15 protein-coding genes are annotated in these 16,368 nt (G+C 59.5%); 4 read left to right on the top strand and 11 right to left on the bottom strand.

Annotation, left to right across the window (positions count from 1 at the left end; genetic code table 11):
* The first annotated feature begins 92 nt into the window (after positions 1–92).
* Entirely contained in the window at positions 93–575 is a 483-nt protein-coding gene (locus tag ACR0NF_RS00805; protein ID WP_480469173.1) for a fasciclin domain-containing protein, read from the top strand.
* A gap of 36 nt (positions 576–611) precedes the next feature.
* Here ACR0NF_RS00805 and ACR0NF_RS00800 read toward each other — a convergent pair whose 3' ends face one another.
* The 11 genes from ACR0NF_RS00800 to coxB form a co-directional block, all read right to left on the bottom strand.
* Positions 612–2,027 (bottom strand): FAD-binding oxidoreductase, encoded by a 1,416-nt coding sequence (locus ACR0NF_RS00800; protein ID WP_480777607.1) that lies wholly within the window; start codon positions 2,025–2,027, stop codon positions 612–614.
* Positions 2,028–2,065: 38 nt separating this feature from the next.
* The gene (locus tag ACR0NF_RS00795) at positions 2,066–2,884 is read right to left on the bottom strand and encodes an MBL fold metallo-hydrolase (RefSeq protein WP_480777606.1); all 819 of its coding nucleotides are present in this window, start codon (positions 2,882–2,884) and stop codon (positions 2,066–2,068) included.
* Positions 2,885–2,985: 101 nt separating this feature from the next.
* A complete protein-coding gene (locus tag ACR0NF_RS00790; protein ID WP_480469170.1) occupies positions 2,986–3,570 on the bottom strand; it encodes a GNAT family N-acetyltransferase in 585 nt (194 codons plus the stop codon).
* Complete coding sequence (locus ACR0NF_RS00785) at positions 3,570–4,832, bottom strand: M16 family metallopeptidase (protein WP_480777605.1); 1,263 nt, start codon at positions 4,830–4,832, stop codon at positions 3,570–3,572. Before ACR0NF_RS00785 ends, ACR0NF_RS00790 begins: the two co-directional genes overlap by 1 nt.
* Positions 4,829–6,217, bottom strand: coding sequence for a threonine synthase (thrC, locus tag ACR0NF_RS00780; RefSeq protein WP_480777604.1), 1,389 nt, complete (start codon positions 6,215–6,217; stop codon positions 4,829–4,831). The genes ACR0NF_RS00785 and thrC overlap by 4 nt, the downstream gene beginning before the upstream one ends.
* Positions 6,214–6,891: an SURF1 family protein gene (locus tag ACR0NF_RS00775; protein WP_480777603.1), complete on the bottom strand. Its 678-nt coding sequence runs from the start codon at positions 6,889–6,891 to the stop codon at positions 6,214–6,216. The genes thrC and ACR0NF_RS00775 overlap by 4 nt, the downstream gene beginning before the upstream one ends.
* Before the next feature lie 156 nt (positions 6,892–7,047).
* Positions 7,048–7,863 (bottom strand): cytochrome c oxidase subunit 3, encoded by an 816-nt coding sequence (locus tag ACR0NF_RS00770; RefSeq protein WP_480469166.1) that lies wholly within the window; start codon positions 7,861–7,863, stop codon positions 7,048–7,050.
* A gap of 22 nt (positions 7,864–7,885) precedes the next feature.
* Positions 7,886–8,461 carry a cytochrome c oxidase assembly protein gene (locus ACR0NF_RS00765; protein ID WP_480666610.1) on the bottom strand — a complete coding sequence of 192 codons (576 nt, stop codon included), beginning with the start codon at positions 8,459–8,461 and terminating at the stop codon, positions 7,886–7,888.
* Entirely contained in the window at positions 8,461–8,622 is a 162-nt protein-coding gene (locus ACR0NF_RS00760; RefSeq protein ID WP_480469164.1) for a hypothetical protein, read from the bottom strand. The genes ACR0NF_RS00765 and ACR0NF_RS00760 overlap by 1 nt, the downstream gene beginning before the upstream one ends.
* Positions 8,619–9,575 carry a heme o synthase gene (cyoE, locus tag ACR0NF_RS00755; protein ID WP_480777602.1) on the bottom strand — a complete coding sequence of 319 codons (957 nt, stop codon included), beginning with the start codon at positions 9,573–9,575 and terminating at the stop codon, positions 8,619–8,621. The genes ACR0NF_RS00760 and cyoE overlap by 4 nt, the downstream gene beginning before the upstream one ends.
* Before the next feature lie 73 nt (positions 9,576–9,648).
* On the bottom strand, positions 9,649–10,560 hold the full coding sequence (gene coxB / locus ACR0NF_RS00750) for a cytochrome c oxidase subunit II (protein WP_480469162.1): 912 nt from the start codon (positions 10,558–10,560) through the stop codon (positions 9,649–9,651).
* Positions 10,561–10,736: 176 nt separating this feature from the next.
* Here coxB and tldD point away from each other — a divergent pair, with 176 nt between their 5' ends.
* The 3 genes from tldD (at position 10,737) to topA (ending at position 16,305) form a co-directional block, all read left to right on the top strand.
* Positions 10,737–12,158 carry a metalloprotease TldD gene (tldD, locus tag ACR0NF_RS00745; protein ID WP_480469161.1) on the top strand — a complete coding sequence of 474 codons (1,422 nt, stop codon included), beginning with the start codon at positions 10,737–10,739 and terminating at the stop codon, positions 12,156–12,158.
* A gap of 240 nt (positions 12,159–12,398) precedes the next feature.
* Complete coding sequence (gene dprA, locus ACR0NF_RS00740) at positions 12,399–13,523, top strand: DNA-processing protein DprA (RefSeq protein WP_480777601.1); 1,125 nt, start codon at positions 12,399–12,401, stop codon at positions 13,521–13,523.
* 181 nt (positions 13,524–13,704) lie between these two features.
* Positions 13,705–16,305 (top strand): type I DNA topoisomerase, encoded by a 2,601-nt coding sequence (gene topA / locus ACR0NF_RS00735; protein WP_480777600.1) that lies wholly within the window; start codon positions 13,705–13,707, stop codon positions 16,303–16,305.
* Positions 16,306–16,368 lie beyond the last annotated feature (63 nt).

Below are 16,368 nucleotides of genomic sequence, written 5' to 3'. Positions count from 1 at the left end.
ACAAAAGCGTTCAAAATCTGTGATCCCCCAGCGACCCGACTGCGTAGCTTGATTGATGCCACTTAGGGCATTCTCAACCAGGGAACCTTATCATGTTGCGCAAATACGCTGTTGCCGGAGTAGCTGGCATTCTGTTGTCCACCGCAGCCCTCGCGGACGGCCACTCCAAAGATATCGTCGACACTGCGGTGAACGCGGGCAGCTTTGAAACACTTGTTGCTGCGGTCCAGGCCGCCGAGCTGGTCGATACGCTGAAGGGTGAAGGCCCTTTCACTGTCTTTGCCCCCACCGATGAAGCGTTCGCTGCCCTGCCCGAAGGTACGGTGGAAAACCTGCTGAAGCCGGAAAACAAGGATCAGCTGGTCGCCATTCTGACCTATCACGTGGTGCCGGGTAAGGTGATGTCGGGCGATCTGTCCGACGATATGACCGCTGCAACCGTTCAGGGCGGAGATATCACGGTGGATCTGGATAACGGCGTGATGATCAATGACGCCAACGTCGTCCAGGCCGATATCGAGGCTGAAAATGGCGTGATCCATGTGATCGACAAAGTCATTTTGCCAGCGTCCTAACGCAGGATCGCGGCCTGGCCCTGTCCCGGGCCGCGGTCACCCCGGCAATACGGCGCCGGGGTTCATGATCCCGAGCGGGTCCAATGCATCCTTGATGGCCCGCATCGCGCTCAACCTGACCGGATCGCCATACCGCGCCAGATCTTCCGTCTTCAGACGCCCGATACCGTGTTCCGCGCTGACCGAACCGCCAAACGCATGCACAAGGTCATGCACGGCGCGTTTGATTGCGGCCCTTTGCCCAACGTATTCCGCCCGGTCATGCCCCGGCATAGGAAAGACGTTATAATGCAGATTACCGTCCCCCAGATGCCCAAAACAATTCAGGCGAAAAGACCCCAGCGCGGCGACGACCTTTTCACCCTGCCGAATGAACTCGGGGATGTCAGAGATCGGAACCGAAATATCGTGGCTGGACACGGACCCGATCAACCGATTGGCTTCCGGTATATTCTCGCGCACGGCCCAAAGCTCGGCACGTTGCGCCTCGCTCTGGGCAATCACGCCATCATTGACCAATCCGCGTGTCTCGGCATTCACATAGAGCATCTCAAGGATCTCAGAAGGGGCCTGTCCCTCTGACAGGCCGAGTTCGATCAGAACGGACCATTCGGGCTGCTCCGTAAAGGGTTGCCGGATATCAGGCAGAACCTCGGTCAGAAATTGCAAACCTTGCCGGTGGATCAGCTCGAAGGTACTGACGGCCTCGCCCACCCGATCGCGCGACAGTGACAGCAGATCAATCGCCGCTTCGGGTGATGCCACCTGAAACATCGCCGTTCCGACCGCATTAGGTCGCGGGAACAGCTTCAACGCCGCTGCGGTTATGATGCCCAGCGTTCCCTCGGACCCGATCAGAAGGTTGCGCAGATCATAGCCGGTGTTGTCCTTACGCAACCGGCTCAGCCCATGCCAGATCTCGCCACTGGGCAAGACCGCCTCAAGCCCCAGGCACAGATCGCGCGCGTTGCCATAGCGCAGCACGTTCACTCCGCCCGCATTGGTGGCCAGATTGCCGCCGATCCGGCAAGAGCCCTGCGCCGCCAGTGACAGCGGGAACAACCGGTCAGCCTGTTCTGCTGCGGCCTGTATATCCGCCAGGATCGCACCACCCTCGGCGATCATTATGTTCTCGGTTGGATAGATCGCACGGATCGCGGTCATGCGCTCCAGTGACAGGATCAACGGCACAGGACCCTCTGCCATCACCTGACCGCCAACCAACCCGGTCCCGCCGCCATAAGGCACAACCGGGACTCGCGCCTCATGCGCATATCGCACAAGCGCCGAGACTTCCTCGACCGAGCGCGGCATCGCCAGCAAACCACCCTGACCGACAAACCGACGACGCGGTTCTTCAAGATAGCGATCCTCAAGCGCGCGCAGCACATCGTTACCGAGCGCGTTGCGGATAACGCGGGCAAAATTTTCATCGGCGGGGTTCAGTTCCATACACCATCCCTGCCAAAGGCGATCACCAGCGACAAGCCCTATTCCAGATCGATCAGATATTGCGGCTCCAACACCACTACGGTGGGACGGTCCGGCAAGGTCCGCAACGAAACAACGATCTCGGACACCCCATCGCGCTGCACCGGAAACGTATCCCGGATATCCACCAGAAATCGCTCCAGCGAAAAGCCCGAGAACCAGTGCATCGGTATGATCACCGAGCTTTTCAGCCGTTTCAGCACCTCGATCATCTCGGGCAACGGCATCGTCGTGCCGCCATCCACCGCTGCCATGACCACATCCAACCGCCCAAGCGCCGCAAACTGCTCGTCCGAGGGGATATGATGCAGATGACCCAGATGTCCGATACACAGCCCCTCGACCTCGAACACGAAGATCGAATTCCCGCGTTCCTCGACCCCGCCATAGGTTGAGCGAATGTCGGTCGAGACATTGCGCACCAACATCTCACCCAGATCGAGATAGTGGTCGATCCCCTGCCCGAACTCGCCCCAGCCCGGCAAGACATGTGGAATAGCTGGATCAGGGTACGCCGTCCAATGGGTGCTATGCGCGTGATTCATGGTCACCACATCCGGAATCAGATCGGCGCCTCCGATGAACCCGGTAAAATCCGTAACCGCATTCAACCCGCCCTGCGTCTGGATCAGAAACGAGGCATGGGCGACATAGCTGATCCGCACCGAAAACTCGGGCACCGGATCCTGCCAGGCCGCCTTGTGCAGATACTCGATCCCGGGCGCCGCATCCGCGATAGCTATGCAATGGCTTGGCCGACGCTCCTGCGCCACCGCCCCGCCTGCAAACATCATCAGCCCAAAAACAATCCACCGCATGAAGGGAGTGTAGCGCAGAACGCAACCAAGTCATGCCCCTTGTTCATCTGGCCAAAAATATCCCGGGGGAGACGCGGCTTGCCGCGGCGGGGGCAGAGCCCCTACCCAGCGTCCGTCTTGCCCCGCCGATCGGACCGCAAAGAGGCATAGAGTACATGCGTCCGCCACCGCCCATTGATCTGCAGATAAGACTGCGCCACGCCTTCGTATTTGAACCCCGAGCTTTCCAACAACCCGCGAGAGGCCTTGTTTTCCGGAAGACAGGCCGCCTCGATCCGGCTCAGATCCAGCCGGGTAAAGGCGTAATGCACAACCGCCCCGATCGCCTCACGCATGAAGCCCTGCCGCGCATAGGTCTCACCGGTCCAATAGCCCAGCGTTCCCGCCTGCGCCGGACCCCGCCGTATATTGTCCAGCGTGATCGCCCCCAGCAGCACATCATCGCTGCGGCGGAACAGAAACAACGGGATCGCCGTTCCACTGGCCACGGAACGCTGCGCCCAATAGACCCGGTTAGTAAACGATTTGCGGCTCAGATGATCGTTGGCCCAGACCGGCTCCCACGGCACCAGATAATCTTTCGACGACCGCCGCAGCGCGGTCCAGTCGTTGAAGTCGGAATGTATGGGCGGGCGCAGAGTCAGGCGCTCGGTTTCGAGTTTCAGCTTGCGTCTGCCCAACAGCATCACGCCGCACGCCTCTCCTGCAGTTCCGCCAATGTCGGCGCGCCCGAGATCGGGCCATAAAGCGCCAGCGCCGCCGGGGCCTGCACCGCCATTTCTTCCGCAAAGGCGCGCACATCTTCGGTGCTGACCGCATCGATCTTGGCGACCGTGTCCTCAAGCGAAGGCACCCGCCCCCAGATCTGCACCAGCCGCGCCAGTCGTTCGGCCCGGTTCGACGGGCTTTCTAGCCCCATCAGCATCCCGGCTTTCATCTGAGCACGGGCACGTGCGACCTCTTCAGGGCTCATGTCTTCCGCCGCGCGCTTCATCTCGTCGATGGTGATCGTCGCTAGCTCGCCCACCTGATCCGCCGAGGTCCCGGCATAGATCGTGGTCGTCCCGGTGTCCGCGTAGGCCCCGGTCTGAGCAAAGATCGTATAGCACAGCCCGCGCGTCTCGCGCACTTCCTGAAACAGGCGCGAGGACATGCCGCCACCCAATGCCGTCGAATAGATCTGCGCTGTATAGATCGCGTCATCGCGATACCCTGGGCTTTCCAGCGCCAGTGCAAAATGGGCTTGCTCCAGCTCTTTTTCCTGCCGAGCTTCACCTCCTGTGAACCGCGCGGCGTCGGGCGTCAAACCCTTGCGCGGCTGCAGATGGCCAAACATCTCTTCGGCCATTTTCATCAGTTGGTCGTGATCCACCGCCCCTGCGGCAGACAGGATCATCTGTTCCGGCCCGTAGTGTTCGGCCACGAAACCCGACAAGTCCTCGCGTGAAAACGCACTGACGCGCTCGGTCGGTCCCAGAATGGTGCGGCCAAGGGGCTGGTCGTGATAGCTCTGCTCCTGCAGCCAGTCAAAGATCACATCGTCGGGCGTGTCATAGGCCTGACCGATCTCCTGCAGGATCACGCCACGCTCAACCTCGATCTCGCGCGGATCAAAGACCGGGTTCAGAACGATGTCACCGATCACGTCCATCGCCAGCGCCACATCGTCTTTCAAGACGCGCGCGTAGTAGGCTGTGACCTCACGCGAGGTATAGGCGTTGATATAGCCGCCCACATCCTCGATGGCCTCGGCGATTTGCAGCGCGGAACGTCGCTCGGTTCCTTTGAACGCCATATGTTCAAGGAAATGCGCAATTCCGTTCTGTTCGATCCGCTCATGCCGCCCGCCGGCGGTCACCCAGATGCCGATGGCCGCAGATTGCAGCCCCGGCATATGTTCACTGACGATACGAAAGCCGTTCTTCAGTTGGTCTTGTCTGACAGTCACTCAGCGATGTGCCTTTTGATATGATCCTCAAGGGCGCCCAGATCGTTGGCAATGCGGGTCACCCGTTCCGGACGTTCATACAGATCAGACATGCGGGATGGAAGAGGCGGATGTTCGCCGCTCGCCTTCTCGACCGCTGCCGGGAATTTTGCAGGGTGCGCGGTGGCCAGCGTGATCATCGGCACCTCTGCCGCGCGGCGTTCTTCGGCAACCTTGATACCAACGGCAGTGTGCGGGCAGACCAGTTCAGCGCTGTGGGCCAGAGTATGCTTAATCGTTTCAAGCGTCTCGTCCTCGGACACACGGCCTGAATCGAAACTTTCGCGCAGCGCTTCCATCGCGCCTTGACTGACGTTGAAGCCCCCGGTCTTGAGTTCGTCCATCAACTGCGCAACCGCGCCGCCGTCTTCGCCATAGGCATAATACAGCGCACGCTCAAAGTTCGAGCTGACCTGAATATCCATCGACGGGCTGATCGAGGGGATGGTGTCGCCCTTGAAATAGCCTTCGCCCGAGAGACAGCGATGCAGGATGTCGTTCTGGTTGGTTGCCACCACCAGTCGATCGATAGGAAGACCCATGCGTTTGGCCAGATAGCCCGCGAAGATATCGCCGAAATTGCCGGTTGGCACAGTGAAACTGACCTTCCGGTGTGGCGCGCCGAGGCTGACGGCGGCCGAAAAGTAATAAACGATCTGCGCCAGTACCCGCGCAAAGTTGATCGAGTTCACCCCGGCCAGCTTCACACCATCGCGGAAGTCGAAATCGTTGAACATATCCTTCAGCGCGGCTTGGCAATCGTCAAAATCTCCATCGACGGCCAGCGCGTGCACATTGCTGTCCGCAGGCGTCGTCATCTGACGGCGCTGCACCTCGGACACGCGGCTATGCGGATACAGGATGAACACGTCGACCGCGTCCAGCCCCCGAAACGCTTCGATAGCGGCTGAGCCGGTGTCGCCGCTGGTCGCGCCGACGATGGTCACGCGGTCATTGCGCCGCTTAAGGGCCACCTGGAACAACTGCCCGATCAGCTGCATGGCAAAGTCCTTGAAGGCCAGCGTCGGCCCGTGGAACAGCTCCAGCAGAAAATGGTTCTCGTTCAGTTGCTTCAGCGGCGCGCGGGCGTCATGGCCGAAACCTTCATAGGCGCGGGCGATGATGTCCTTGAACTCACCTTCGGCAAATGAGCCGCTGACATAGGGCCACATGACGCGGAACGCGATTTCCTCATAGGGCAGACCGGCCAGCGCGGCGATGTCATCCTGGCTCAAAACCGGAATCTCGGCGGGCAGATACAGGCCGCCGTCACGGGCCAGCCCGGTCAGCATTGCCTCTTCAAAACTCAGTTCGGGCGCCTGCCCGCGGGTCGAGATGTATTTCATGTCGCGTCACTCTCAGAATTGGCACGGCTGCGCCACAGGAAGTACCCGGTCATGGCGGCCCAGACCAGAGCCAGACCAAACCAGGTGATTGCATATTGCAGATGATCGTTGGGAATGCCCGCTGTATCGACCGGCAGAGGCGTCACGTTCGGGTCGGTTTCGGACCGCGCAATCAGCAGCACCGGCTCAGCCCCCAGGGCCGCCGCCAGCGCGGGCAAGTCACGGGCGAACCAGATGTTGCTGCCGATATCGGGTTCGGGCGTGTAGCCATCGACCTCATCGGGCCAATGCAAATTGCCAGTGATCTCCATAGGGCCAGCCAAACGATCCGCCTGTTTGGCTGTGGTCGGCACAAAGCCGCGATCTACCAGAATGGTCCGGTCCGCAGTGTGGAATGGCTGGATGATACGATATCCCGCACCCACCTGCTTTACCGAGACCAGAACGTGAATTTCGTTGGGTTCCAGATCACCGGAAATCGTCACAGGCAGGTATTTATCTCCGGCCTCGGACACCTGCGGTGGCAAAGCGACCGGATCGGCAGACATGCGGCTTTCGATCTCAGCCAGAACCTCCTGTTTCCACGCCAGCCGCTGAACTTGCCAAAAACCCAGTGACAGCAGCACGCCCAAACCGGCGACACCGAATATCAGCAGGAACAGAATGCGGCGCATGGCGGGATCAGACCTCGTAGCAGGAACCGGCGTCTTGTTAAGGGGGGCGTGGGCCGAATTGCAACCACGCAATTGTATCGGGCGCAATCTTGCGCCCCGAATAGAGAAAAAGCCGCCCCATAGGGCGGCTTTTGCAATTGGATCACCTGACCGGCGTTACATCAGCGGAGCTTGACCCCAGATGTAAACGGCGAAGAACAGGAACAGCCAGACGACGTCGACAAAGTGCCAGTACCAGGCCGCGGCTTCGAACCCGACATGTTTCTCGGGGGTGAAGTCACCTTTCAGCGCCCGGATCAGGCAGACCGACAAGAAGATCGTCCCGATGATCACATGCGCGCCGTGGAAACCGGTCGCCATGAAGAAGTTCGAGTAGAACTGGTCGCCACCAAACTTCCAGCCTTCATGAGCCAGCAGTTCGTAATATTCGAACCCCTGTAGCGCGGTAAAGGCGATGCCCAGTGCGATCCCGATCGCCAGACCCTGCACCAGCGCCTTGCGGTCATTGTTATGTACCAGCGCATGGTGCGCCCATGTGATCGCACAGCCCGACAGCAGCAAGACCAGAGTGTTGATCAGCGGCAGGTGGAACGGGTCGACCGCATGGATGTCCGGCTGGATGTATTCAGTGCCAGCATAGTCGTACATCGGATACATGCGATGTTTGAAGAACGACCAGAACCAAGCGAAGAAGAACATCACCTCGGACATCACGAACAGGATGAAACCATAGCGCAGGCCGATGCGCACAACCGGCGTATGGTCGCCCTGGCGGCTTTCGACCACCACTTCGGACCACCAGGCAAACATGGTGTACAGAACACCAATCAACCCCATCCAGAAGATCCACGGGGTCACCCCGTGCATCCACAGAACAGCTCCGAACAGCATCACAAAGCCGGCCGCCGCGCCGACCAGTGGCCAGATCGACGGGTTCAGAATGTGATAATCATGGTCTTTTGCGTGTGCCATCAGCGTCCCTCACCTACAGGCGTTAGTTCTTGTTTGTATCAGCCTGCACGTCAAGGGCGGCATAGCCCTCGGGCAGGTCAATTTCATAGAATGTATACGACAGCGTGATCGTATGAACATACTTGGCTTCCAGATCTTCGACCATTTCGGGGGCGACGAAGAAAGTCACCGGCATCTCAACCCGCTCACCGGGTTGCAGTACCTGCTCTTCAAAGCAGAAACAGGCGATTTTCTGAAAATATCCACCCGCCGAATAGGGCGCGACATTGTAAGACGCCTGCCCGGCAATCGGGCGATCGGTGGGGTTGTAGGCTTCATAGAAGGCCAGACCGGTTTCACCGATACGCACCTCCATTTCGCGCTCAACCGGCTTGAACTCCCAGTCCATATCCTTGGCCTTTGAGGCGTCAAAGCGCACGGTGATGGTGCGATCCAGAATATCTTCGGGTGCGGTTTCCGCCACACCGGTAGTGCCACCAAATCCGGTAACCCGGCAGAACCAGTCGTAGAACGGCACTGCCGCCCAAGCGAGGCTGCCCATCAGCACCACAACACCCACAGTCTGGGCAACAGTCTTCTGAGGACCCGAAAGCGCCATCAGTTCTGCACCTCTTGCGTCGCCATGTTGAAGTCCGTGCCCGACACCTTCACGACGGTCAGACCAAAGATGATCACGATGAAGGCCGCCAGCGTCAGGCCTACGCCCAGATTGCGGCTGAACCGGCGCTGGTGAAGCTCATGGGTTTTGCGCAGGCTCATGACCAGCCTCCCAATCCATAGGGTTTCAGCAAGGCCTCAAAGAGGATCGCACCGAAATGCAGGAAGAGATACAGCAGCGACAGCTTGAAGAAGCTGCGCTCCACCTTGAAATTGTCAGCCTCTGAGTCATCCTCGCTGCGGCGGAAAATCAGCCACGCGCCACGCAGGAACAGGGCGTTCATTACCACTGCAACAGTCAGGTAGATCGGCCCGCCAATGCCCGAGAAGGCTGTGCCGATGGCCAGCAGGGCCAGCAAAGCCGTGTAAACCAGAATATGCCAGCGCGTCGCCCGACGTCCATGAGTCACGGTCAGCATCGGCACGCCCGCATCATCGTAGTCCGAACGCATGAACAGCGCCAACGCCCAGAAATGCGGCGGCGTCCACATGAAGGTCAGAGCAAACATCAGCCACGGTTCGATCGACATTGATCCCGTCGCGGCGACCCAGCCGATCACCGGCGGGAACGCCCCGGCCGCGCCACCGATCACGATGTTCTGCGGGGTCGAGCGCTTGAGCCACATGGTGTAGACGGCGACATAGAAGAAAATGGTGAAACCCAGGAACGCGCCTGCAAACCAGTTCGTCGCCAAGCCGAGCATGATGACGGACAGGCCGGACAGAGCCAGACCCAGCGCCAATGCCTCACCCTCTTCGACCTTGCCGGACGGGATCGGGCGGCCTTTGGTGCGCTTCATGACACGGTCGATATCCGCGTCCCACCACATGTTCAGCGCACCCGATGCGCCGCCACCGATAGCAATGAACAAAATGGCGCAAAACCCGACAAACGGATGCACAGGAACCGGCGCGGCCAGCAGCCCGACCAGAGCGGTGAACACCACCAGCGACATCACGCGCGGCTTCAGCAAGGCGAAATAATCACCAAAGCCCGCCTCATCCGCACGGGGTTGTGCAGAAACGGTGCTGGCATTGAAGCTTGCGTCGCTCATATCCGGTCCTTCTGGGGCAAAAGCCGCGCGATTACCGCGCAGCCCGCTTGTGTTTACCTAGCCCGCGATGGGCTTAGTTCGAGGCCACCTGGTAAGCAGCAGGCTGACCTGCATACTCTTCCAGAGCACCTTGCAGCCATTCTTCATAGGCTTCTTCGCTGACCACTTTCACCGTGATCGGCATATAGGCATGGTCCTTGCCGCACAGTTCCGAGCACTGGCCGAAATAGACGCCTTCCTTGTCGGCCTGGAACCACAGCTCGGCCAGGCGACCTGGTACACCGTCCTGCTTCACGCCAAAGGAAGGGATGGCCCAAGAGTGGATCACGTCCGACGCCGTGACCTGCATCACGATGATCTTGCCAACCGGTACGACAACAGCCGTGTCGGTGGCCAGAAGCCATTCATCGTCGCCATAACCGGAATCCGCGAGCTTCGCACGCATCGCATCGTCCAGAACAAACGGCGTTACGTCGGCATCCGCCGGGCGCGCGCCCTCATCCAGAGTGGCCGGATGGCCCAGAAGATAGCTGTCGAAGGCAAAATCGTGATCCACATATTCGTAGGTCCAGTACCACTGGTTGCCCACGACTTTGATCACCACGTCACCTTCCGGAATTTCCTGCTGCTTGAACAGCACCGGCAGCGAAAACGCTCCGATAAAGACCAGAATCAGGATCGGGCCAAGCGTCCACGCAATCTCAACCGGGGTGTAGTGCGAGAATCGCGCAGGATTCGGGTTGACGCGCTGGTTGTAGCGCATGATGCAGTACACCAGCAGACCCGCGACCAGCAGGCAGATTGCGGTGATGATCACGAGAATCATTCCGTCCAACCGCTGGATACCTTCCGCGAGGCTTGTCGCGGCAGGCTGGAAACCCATGCCACCATCGACCGGCTTGCCAATAATCTCAAGCTCCTGAGCCATGGCTGGAAGGCTGGAGAGGGCTGTTGCAAGCCCCGAAAGCATCAAAGCATTCTTCATGTTCTGTCCTGATCGTTTGATCTTTGCGTCCCTGGCGAAAAGGTGTGAATCGGTCGCACCTCTCCCGTTGTCTTTGGCCGCGTTAAAAACCATATTCCGGGAGGTAGATAAAGCAAAATGCTTGCGTCAAACAGACGCTATTTTTGATCTGGATCAAACCCGAAAGGTCGCAACCCATGACTCAGGCCCCATTTCGCCCTTTTGAGAGCACTCTTCCGCAAGACGAAGCGCTTGCTGTCTTGCAGTCCGCAACAGCCGGGGCCGAAGACGGAGAGCTTTTTGTCGAACGCCGAAAGTCCGAGTCTCTGGTGTTCGATGACGGGCGTCTGCGCACAGCATCTTATGACGCATCCGAAGGCTTCGGTCTACGCGCTGTTCAGGGCGAAGTGGCGGGATATGCTCATTCAACAGATGTTTCGATCCCTGCCCTGAAACGCGCCGCGGAAACGGCACGCCTTGCGGTAGGTGATGGTGGCGGTACGTTGGCTGAGCCTCCGCGATCAACCAATATCCGGCTTTATACGGATGAAGATCCCATCGAATCTGCCGATTTCCCAGTCAAGATAGAGACCCTGCGTGCGGTTGACGCCTTTGCCCGCGATCTGGACCCGCGCGTGGTGCAGGTCAGCGCCACCATCGCTGCCGCAGTTCAAGAAGTTGAAATTCTGCGCCCCGACGGTGTGCTGGTGCGCGATGTGCGCCCGATGACACGCCTGAATGTTTCGGTCATCGTCGAACAGAACGGACGACGTGAGAGCGGCTCGGCCGGGGGCGGAGGTCGTGTGGGGCTGGACGGCCTGATCGACCCTGCTGACTGGCAGGACAAGACACGCGAGGCGCTACGGATTGCACTAGTGAACCTAGATGCAATCCCCGCACCCGCCGGTGTGATGGAGGTTGCGCTTGGCCCCGGCTGGCCCGGTATCCTGTTGCACGAAGCCATCGGCCACGGGCTTGAAGGCGATTTCAATCGCAAGGGAAGCTCGGCCTTTGCTGGTCTGATGGGGCAGCAGATTGCCTCAAAGGGCGTCACTGTGGTGGATGATGGCACCATCGCTGATCGGCGCGGCTCGATAACCGTGGATGACGAAGGCACACCAAGCTCGCGAACGGTGCTGATTGAGGACGGTATCCTGACCGGTTACATGCAAGACCGCCAGAACGCCCGCCTTATGGGGGTATCACCAACCGGGAACGGGCGCCGGCAGAGTTATGCGCACAAACCCATGCCACGCATGACCAATACCATCATGCTCGGCGGTGACTCCGATCCGGCGGCGCTGGTCGCCGATATCAAGGACGGAATCTGGGCCGTGGGATTCGGCGGCGGTCAGGTCGATATTACCAACGGCAAGTTCGTCTTCTCCTGCACCGAGGCCTACCGCGTCGAAAACGGCAAGATCGGCGCACCCGTCAAAGGTGCTACTTTGATTGGCGATGGGCCCTCGGCATTGAAGCGTATCCGCGGTCTGGGCAATGATATGGCATTGGATCCCGGCATGGGGACGTGCGGCAAAGACGGGCAATGGGTGCCGGTCGGTGTCGGGCAGCCAACCGTTTTGATGGATGGCCTGACCGTCGGTGGGTCAGCCGCCTGAGTCGGACCCAAGAAAAAATACATGGGCGCACCGTTAACACGGTGCCCTTCTAATTCGCCTGAGCGCAATCCGCCCGCCAACCGGGCCAAGAAAATTCGCACGAATTTTCTCATCTATTTTCAAAGCTATATGCAGATCGTCGGCCAAATTCCTTCAACAAATCGCATCTAATTTTCCGCGATTTACAGGCTGTTAACCCCCGAACCCGTAAACCAGTTCTGCAATCAGGCGGAGCACCGGATGACCGAGGAGCAGCTTTCTTCCAATCACCCCCCACTCCCACCCACCACGGAAGAGGACCGGTTTTCGTGGCTTCGCCTGTTGCGCTCACGCAAGGTTGGCCCAGCGACATTTCGCAGGCTGCTGCGTGAACATAGCTCGGCGCAGAACGCGCTGGCCGCGCTACCCGAAATGGCACGCGCTGCCGGAATAGAAGGGTATGAAATCTGCCCTCCCGGCGTCATCGAGGCGGAGCTCAAGGCTGCAAAAGCCGCCAAGGCGCGGCTTTTGTGCCTTGGGGCCGCCGATTTTCCCACCGCCTTGGATGATCTGAACGACGCTCCGCCCTTGCTATGGGCCGTCGGGGACGTGTCGCTTCTTCAAAAACCTGCGATCGCCATGGTAGGTGCCCGCAATTGCTCCTCTCTAGGCGCGCGCATGGCGCGGGGGTTAGCCTCTGAACTGGGCAACAAAGGACATACCATCGTATCAGGACTGGCACGCGGCATTGATACCGCGGCGCATCTGGCATCGTTGGAGACCGGCACGATAGCGGTCATGGCCGGGGGCGTAGATGTGATTTACCCGGCAGAGAACACCGATCTGGCGCATGATATCGCCCGCAAGGGTCTGCGCCTGTCCGAACAGCCGATGGGTATGACGCCCCAGGCCCGCCATTTCCCCCGCCGCAATCGCATAATATCGGGGCTGGCACAGGCAGTTGTCGTGGTTGAGGCTGCTGCCAAGTCAGGAAGCCTCATTACCGCCCGGGACGCTCTGGATCAGGGGCGCGAGGTGCTGGCTGTTCCAGGTCATCCTTTTGATTCAAGAGCCGCTGGATGCAATCTGTTGATTCGCGACGGGGCAACGCTCGTGCGGTCCGCCGACGATGTTCTCGAAGCCCTGCCAGCACAGGTCGCGCATTTCTCGGAACCTGAAACGCCAACCGCGGCCCCCAAACGCAACCCTGTGCAGGCAATTCACGCGCAAATCCTCGATCGCCTTGGCCCTTCGCCTATTGCCGAGGATCAGTTGCTGCGCGACATTGCCGCCACCGCCGGAGAGCTGGGCCCTGCACTGGTTGATCTTGAGCTTGAGGGGCGGATCCAGCGCCAACCGGGCGGGTTATTATCCCTGGCCAGCTAAGGCGCGTCCTTTGAATCGGCTGATGCTTTGACGCGCGCATATCGTTCAAACACCCTCTAGCATGCTGAAATCACACCGCTTTTCAGGCGGTAAAAGGAACGCATTGACAATTCTGTCTTGCCCCACACATTTTGCACCACCATAGAAGGCGCCCAATTCGTCGAGCGAGGTTTCCACTTAAATGCCTGTAGTTGTTGTAGAATCTCCGGCCAAAGCAAAAACAATCAACAAATATCTCGGCCCCGACTACACGGTTTTGGCCTCGTACGGCCATGTGCGGGACCTGCCGCCGAAAGATGGTTCAGTCGATCCTGAGCACGAATTTTCGATGAAATGGGAGGTCGGCAATGACAGCAAAAAGCATGTCAAAGCCATTGCCGACGCACTGAAGGAAGACAACGCTCTGATCCTCGCAACTGACCCTGACCGCGAGGGCGAAGCGATCAGCTGGCATCTGCAGGAAGCGCTTACCAAGCGCCGCTCGATCAAGAAGGACACGCCGGTCAGCCGCGTGACATTCAACGCCATTACCAAGGACGCCGTGACCGAGGCGATGCAGAACCCGCGTGAGGTCGATATGCCTCTGGTCGAGGCCTATCTGGCCCGTCGCGCGCTGGACTATCTGGTGGGCTTCAACCTGTCGCCGGTTCTTTGGCGCAAGCTGCCGGGCGCGCGTTCGGCGGGACGCGTGCAATCGGTTTGCCTGCGCCTGATCGTCGAACGCGAGATGGAGATCGAAGCCTTCAAGCCGGTCGAATACTGGTCGGTCAAGGCCGTGTTCGAGACGCCCCGGGGCCAGACCTATGAGGCACGTCTGGTCACTCTGGCCGGTAAAAAGCTGGACAAGCATGATCTGACAAACGCAACGCAAGCTGAACTGGCCGTTCAAGCCATCACCAGCCGCGATCTAAGCGTGTCGTCGGTCGAGGCCAAGCCTGCCGCCCGTAACCCCTCTGCCCCGTTCATGACATCGACCTTGCAACAGGAAGCCAGCCGCAAGTTTGGCATGGGTGCGCGCCATGCGATGCAAGTGGCACAGCGGCTGTATGAAGCTGGTTACATTACCTATATGCGAACCGACGGCATCGACATGGCACCCGAGGCCGTGGCCGCAGCGCGCGATGCGATTGCAGATCGTTATGGCGCGGAATACGTGCCTGACAGCCCGCGCATGTACAAGAACAAGGCCAAGAACGCGCAGGAAGCGCACGAGTGTATTCGCCCGACAGATATGTCGCGCGATGCCAAGGCGTTGAAGGTGACCGATGAGGATCAGCGCAAGCTCTATGATCTGATCTGGAAGCGCACCATCGCCTGCCAGATGGCCGCCGCGCGGCTGGAGCGTACGACAGTTGAGATCACCAGCACAGACGGTCAGGTTGGTCTGCGCGCCACTGGTCAGGTGGTGCTGTTCGACGGTTTCATGCGTGTTTATGAAGAAGGCCGCGATGACGTTGTCGACGATGACGACAAGCGCCTGCCACAGATCATGCAGGGCGATCCGGCGCGTTTTGCCAAAACATCGCTGCGCGATCAGTTTACCAAGGCCACCGGCGACTCGGACAAAGCCGCGATTCTGTCTGACAAAGAGGCCGTGCTTGCACTGCAGCACCATACTCAACCGCCTCCGCGCTATACCGAGGCCACTCTGGTCAAACGTATGGAAGAGCTGGGGATCGGGCGGCCCTCGACCTATGCCTCGATCGTCACCACGATTCAGGACCGTGAATATGTGCGCAAGGACAAGAACCGGCTGATCCCTGAGGAGAAGGGCCGGATCGTGACGATCTTCCTTCTGAACTTCTTCCGGCAATATGTGGGCTATGAGTTCACCGCCAATCTGGAAGAGGAACTTGACGACGTTAGTGCGGGTGACCGTGACTACAAGGATCTGCTGGGCAAATTCTGGCGTGATTTCTCGGCGGCGATTGGCGAGACGTCGGAATTGCGCATCTCAGAGGTGCTAGACAAGCTGGACGAGGCGCTGGCACCGCAGCTGTATCCGCCGCGCGAAGACGGCTCTGATCCGCGCATCTGCCCGAAATGCGGTGTCGGTCAATTGCACCTGAAGACCTCTCGCACCGGTGGTTTTGTGGGCTGCGGCAACTACCCCGAATGCACCTATACCCGCCCCATCGCGGGCGAAGGCGCAGAAGGCGACGAACGGCTGCTGGGCGAGGATGCGGGCGATGAAATCTGGTTGAAATCCGGCCGGTTCGGGCCATATGTTCAGCGCGGCGAACCCACGCCCGAGAATAAGAAGCCCCCGCGTGCGTCCCTACCCCGCGGCTGGAGCAAGGATGACATGGATTTGGAGAAAGCGCTGACGCTGCTCAGCCTGCCGCGTCAGATCGGGGAACATCCTGAAGGCGGTATGATCACGTCAAACTTTGGCCGCTTTGGCCCGTACCTGATGCATCAGCTCGCCGACGAGGCCAAACCGGTCTATGCCAACCTCAAAGACCCCAATGATGTATTCGAGATCGGTATGAACCGCGCCGTGGAGCTGCTGGCCGAAAAGCGCGCTAATCCGGGGCGCGGGCGGCGCGCAGCGGCAAAACCGTTGAAAGAACTGGGTGAGCACCCCGACGGCGGCACAATGCAGGTTCTGGATGGGCGCTATGGGCCCTATGTGAAGTGGGAAAAGGTCAATGCGACCATCCCCAAGGACATCAAGCCCGAGGATGTGACGCAGGAAATGGCCATCGAACTGGTCAATGAACGCGCGGCCAAGAAGGGTACCAAGAAAAAGGCAGCGCCGAAAAAGAAGGCGGCGGGCTAGGTAGAAATACCACCCTCGCCCGGGTTTCATTGACTTCCCAATGACGTGACGGCACAACTCGGC

Source organism: Ruegeria sp. CF4 (genome assembly GCF_056537345.1).
Note: the sequence above shows the minus strand (reverse complement) of the source record. Positions and strands in the feature narration are given on the sequence as shown.

Coding starts and splice junctions, on each gene's coding strand:
- ACR0NF_RS00795 (WP_480777606.1), bottom strand. CDS start 2,884: ATGCGGTGGATTGTTTTTGGGCTGATGATGTTTGCAGGCGGGGCGGTG.
- ACR0NF_RS00790 (WP_480469170.1), bottom strand. CDS start 3,570: ATGCTGTTGGGCAGACGCAAGCTGAAACTCGAAACCGAGCGCCTGACT.
- thrC (WP_480777604.1), bottom strand. CDS start 6,217: ATGAAATACATCTCGACCCGCGGGCAGGCGCCCGAACTGAGTTTTGAA.
- coxB (WP_480469162.1), bottom strand. CDS start 10,560: ATGAAGAATGCTTTGATGCTTTCGGGGCTTGCAACAGCCCTCTCCAGC.
- ACR0NF_RS00800 (WP_480777607.1), bottom strand. CDS start 2,027: ATGGAACTGAACCCCGCCGATGAAAATTTTGCCCGCGTTATCCGCAAC.
- topA (WP_480777600.1), top strand. CDS start 13,705: ATGCCTGTAGTTGTTGTAGAATCTCCGGCCAAAGCAAAAACAATCAAC.
- dprA (WP_480777601.1), top strand. CDS start 12,399: ATGACCGAGGAGCAGCTTTCTTCCAATCACCCCCCACTCCCACCCACC.
- ACR0NF_RS00760 (WP_480469164.1), bottom strand. CDS start 8,622: ATGAGCCTGCGCAAAACCCATGAGCTTCACCAGCGCCGGTTCAGCCGC.
- cyoE (WP_480777602.1), bottom strand. CDS start 9,575: ATGAGCGACGCAAGCTTCAATGCCAGCACCGTTTCTGCACAACCCCGT.
- ACR0NF_RS00775 (WP_480777603.1), bottom strand. CDS start 6,891: ATGCGCCGCATTCTGTTCCTGCTGATATTCGGTGTCGCCGGTTTGGGC.
- ACR0NF_RS00805 (WP_480469173.1), top strand. CDS start 93: ATGTTGCGCAAATACGCTGTTGCCGGAGTAGCTGGCATTCTGTTGTCC.
- tldD (WP_480469161.1), top strand. CDS start 10,737: ATGACTCAGGCCCCATTTCGCCCTTTTGAGAGCACTCTTCCGCAAGAC.
- ACR0NF_RS00765 (WP_480666610.1), bottom strand. CDS start 8,461: ATGGCGCTTTCGGGTCCTCAGAAGACTGTTGCCCAGACTGTGGGTGTT.
- ACR0NF_RS00770 (WP_480469166.1), bottom strand. CDS start 7,863: ATGGCACACGCAAAAGACCATGATTATCACATTCTGAACCCGTCGATC.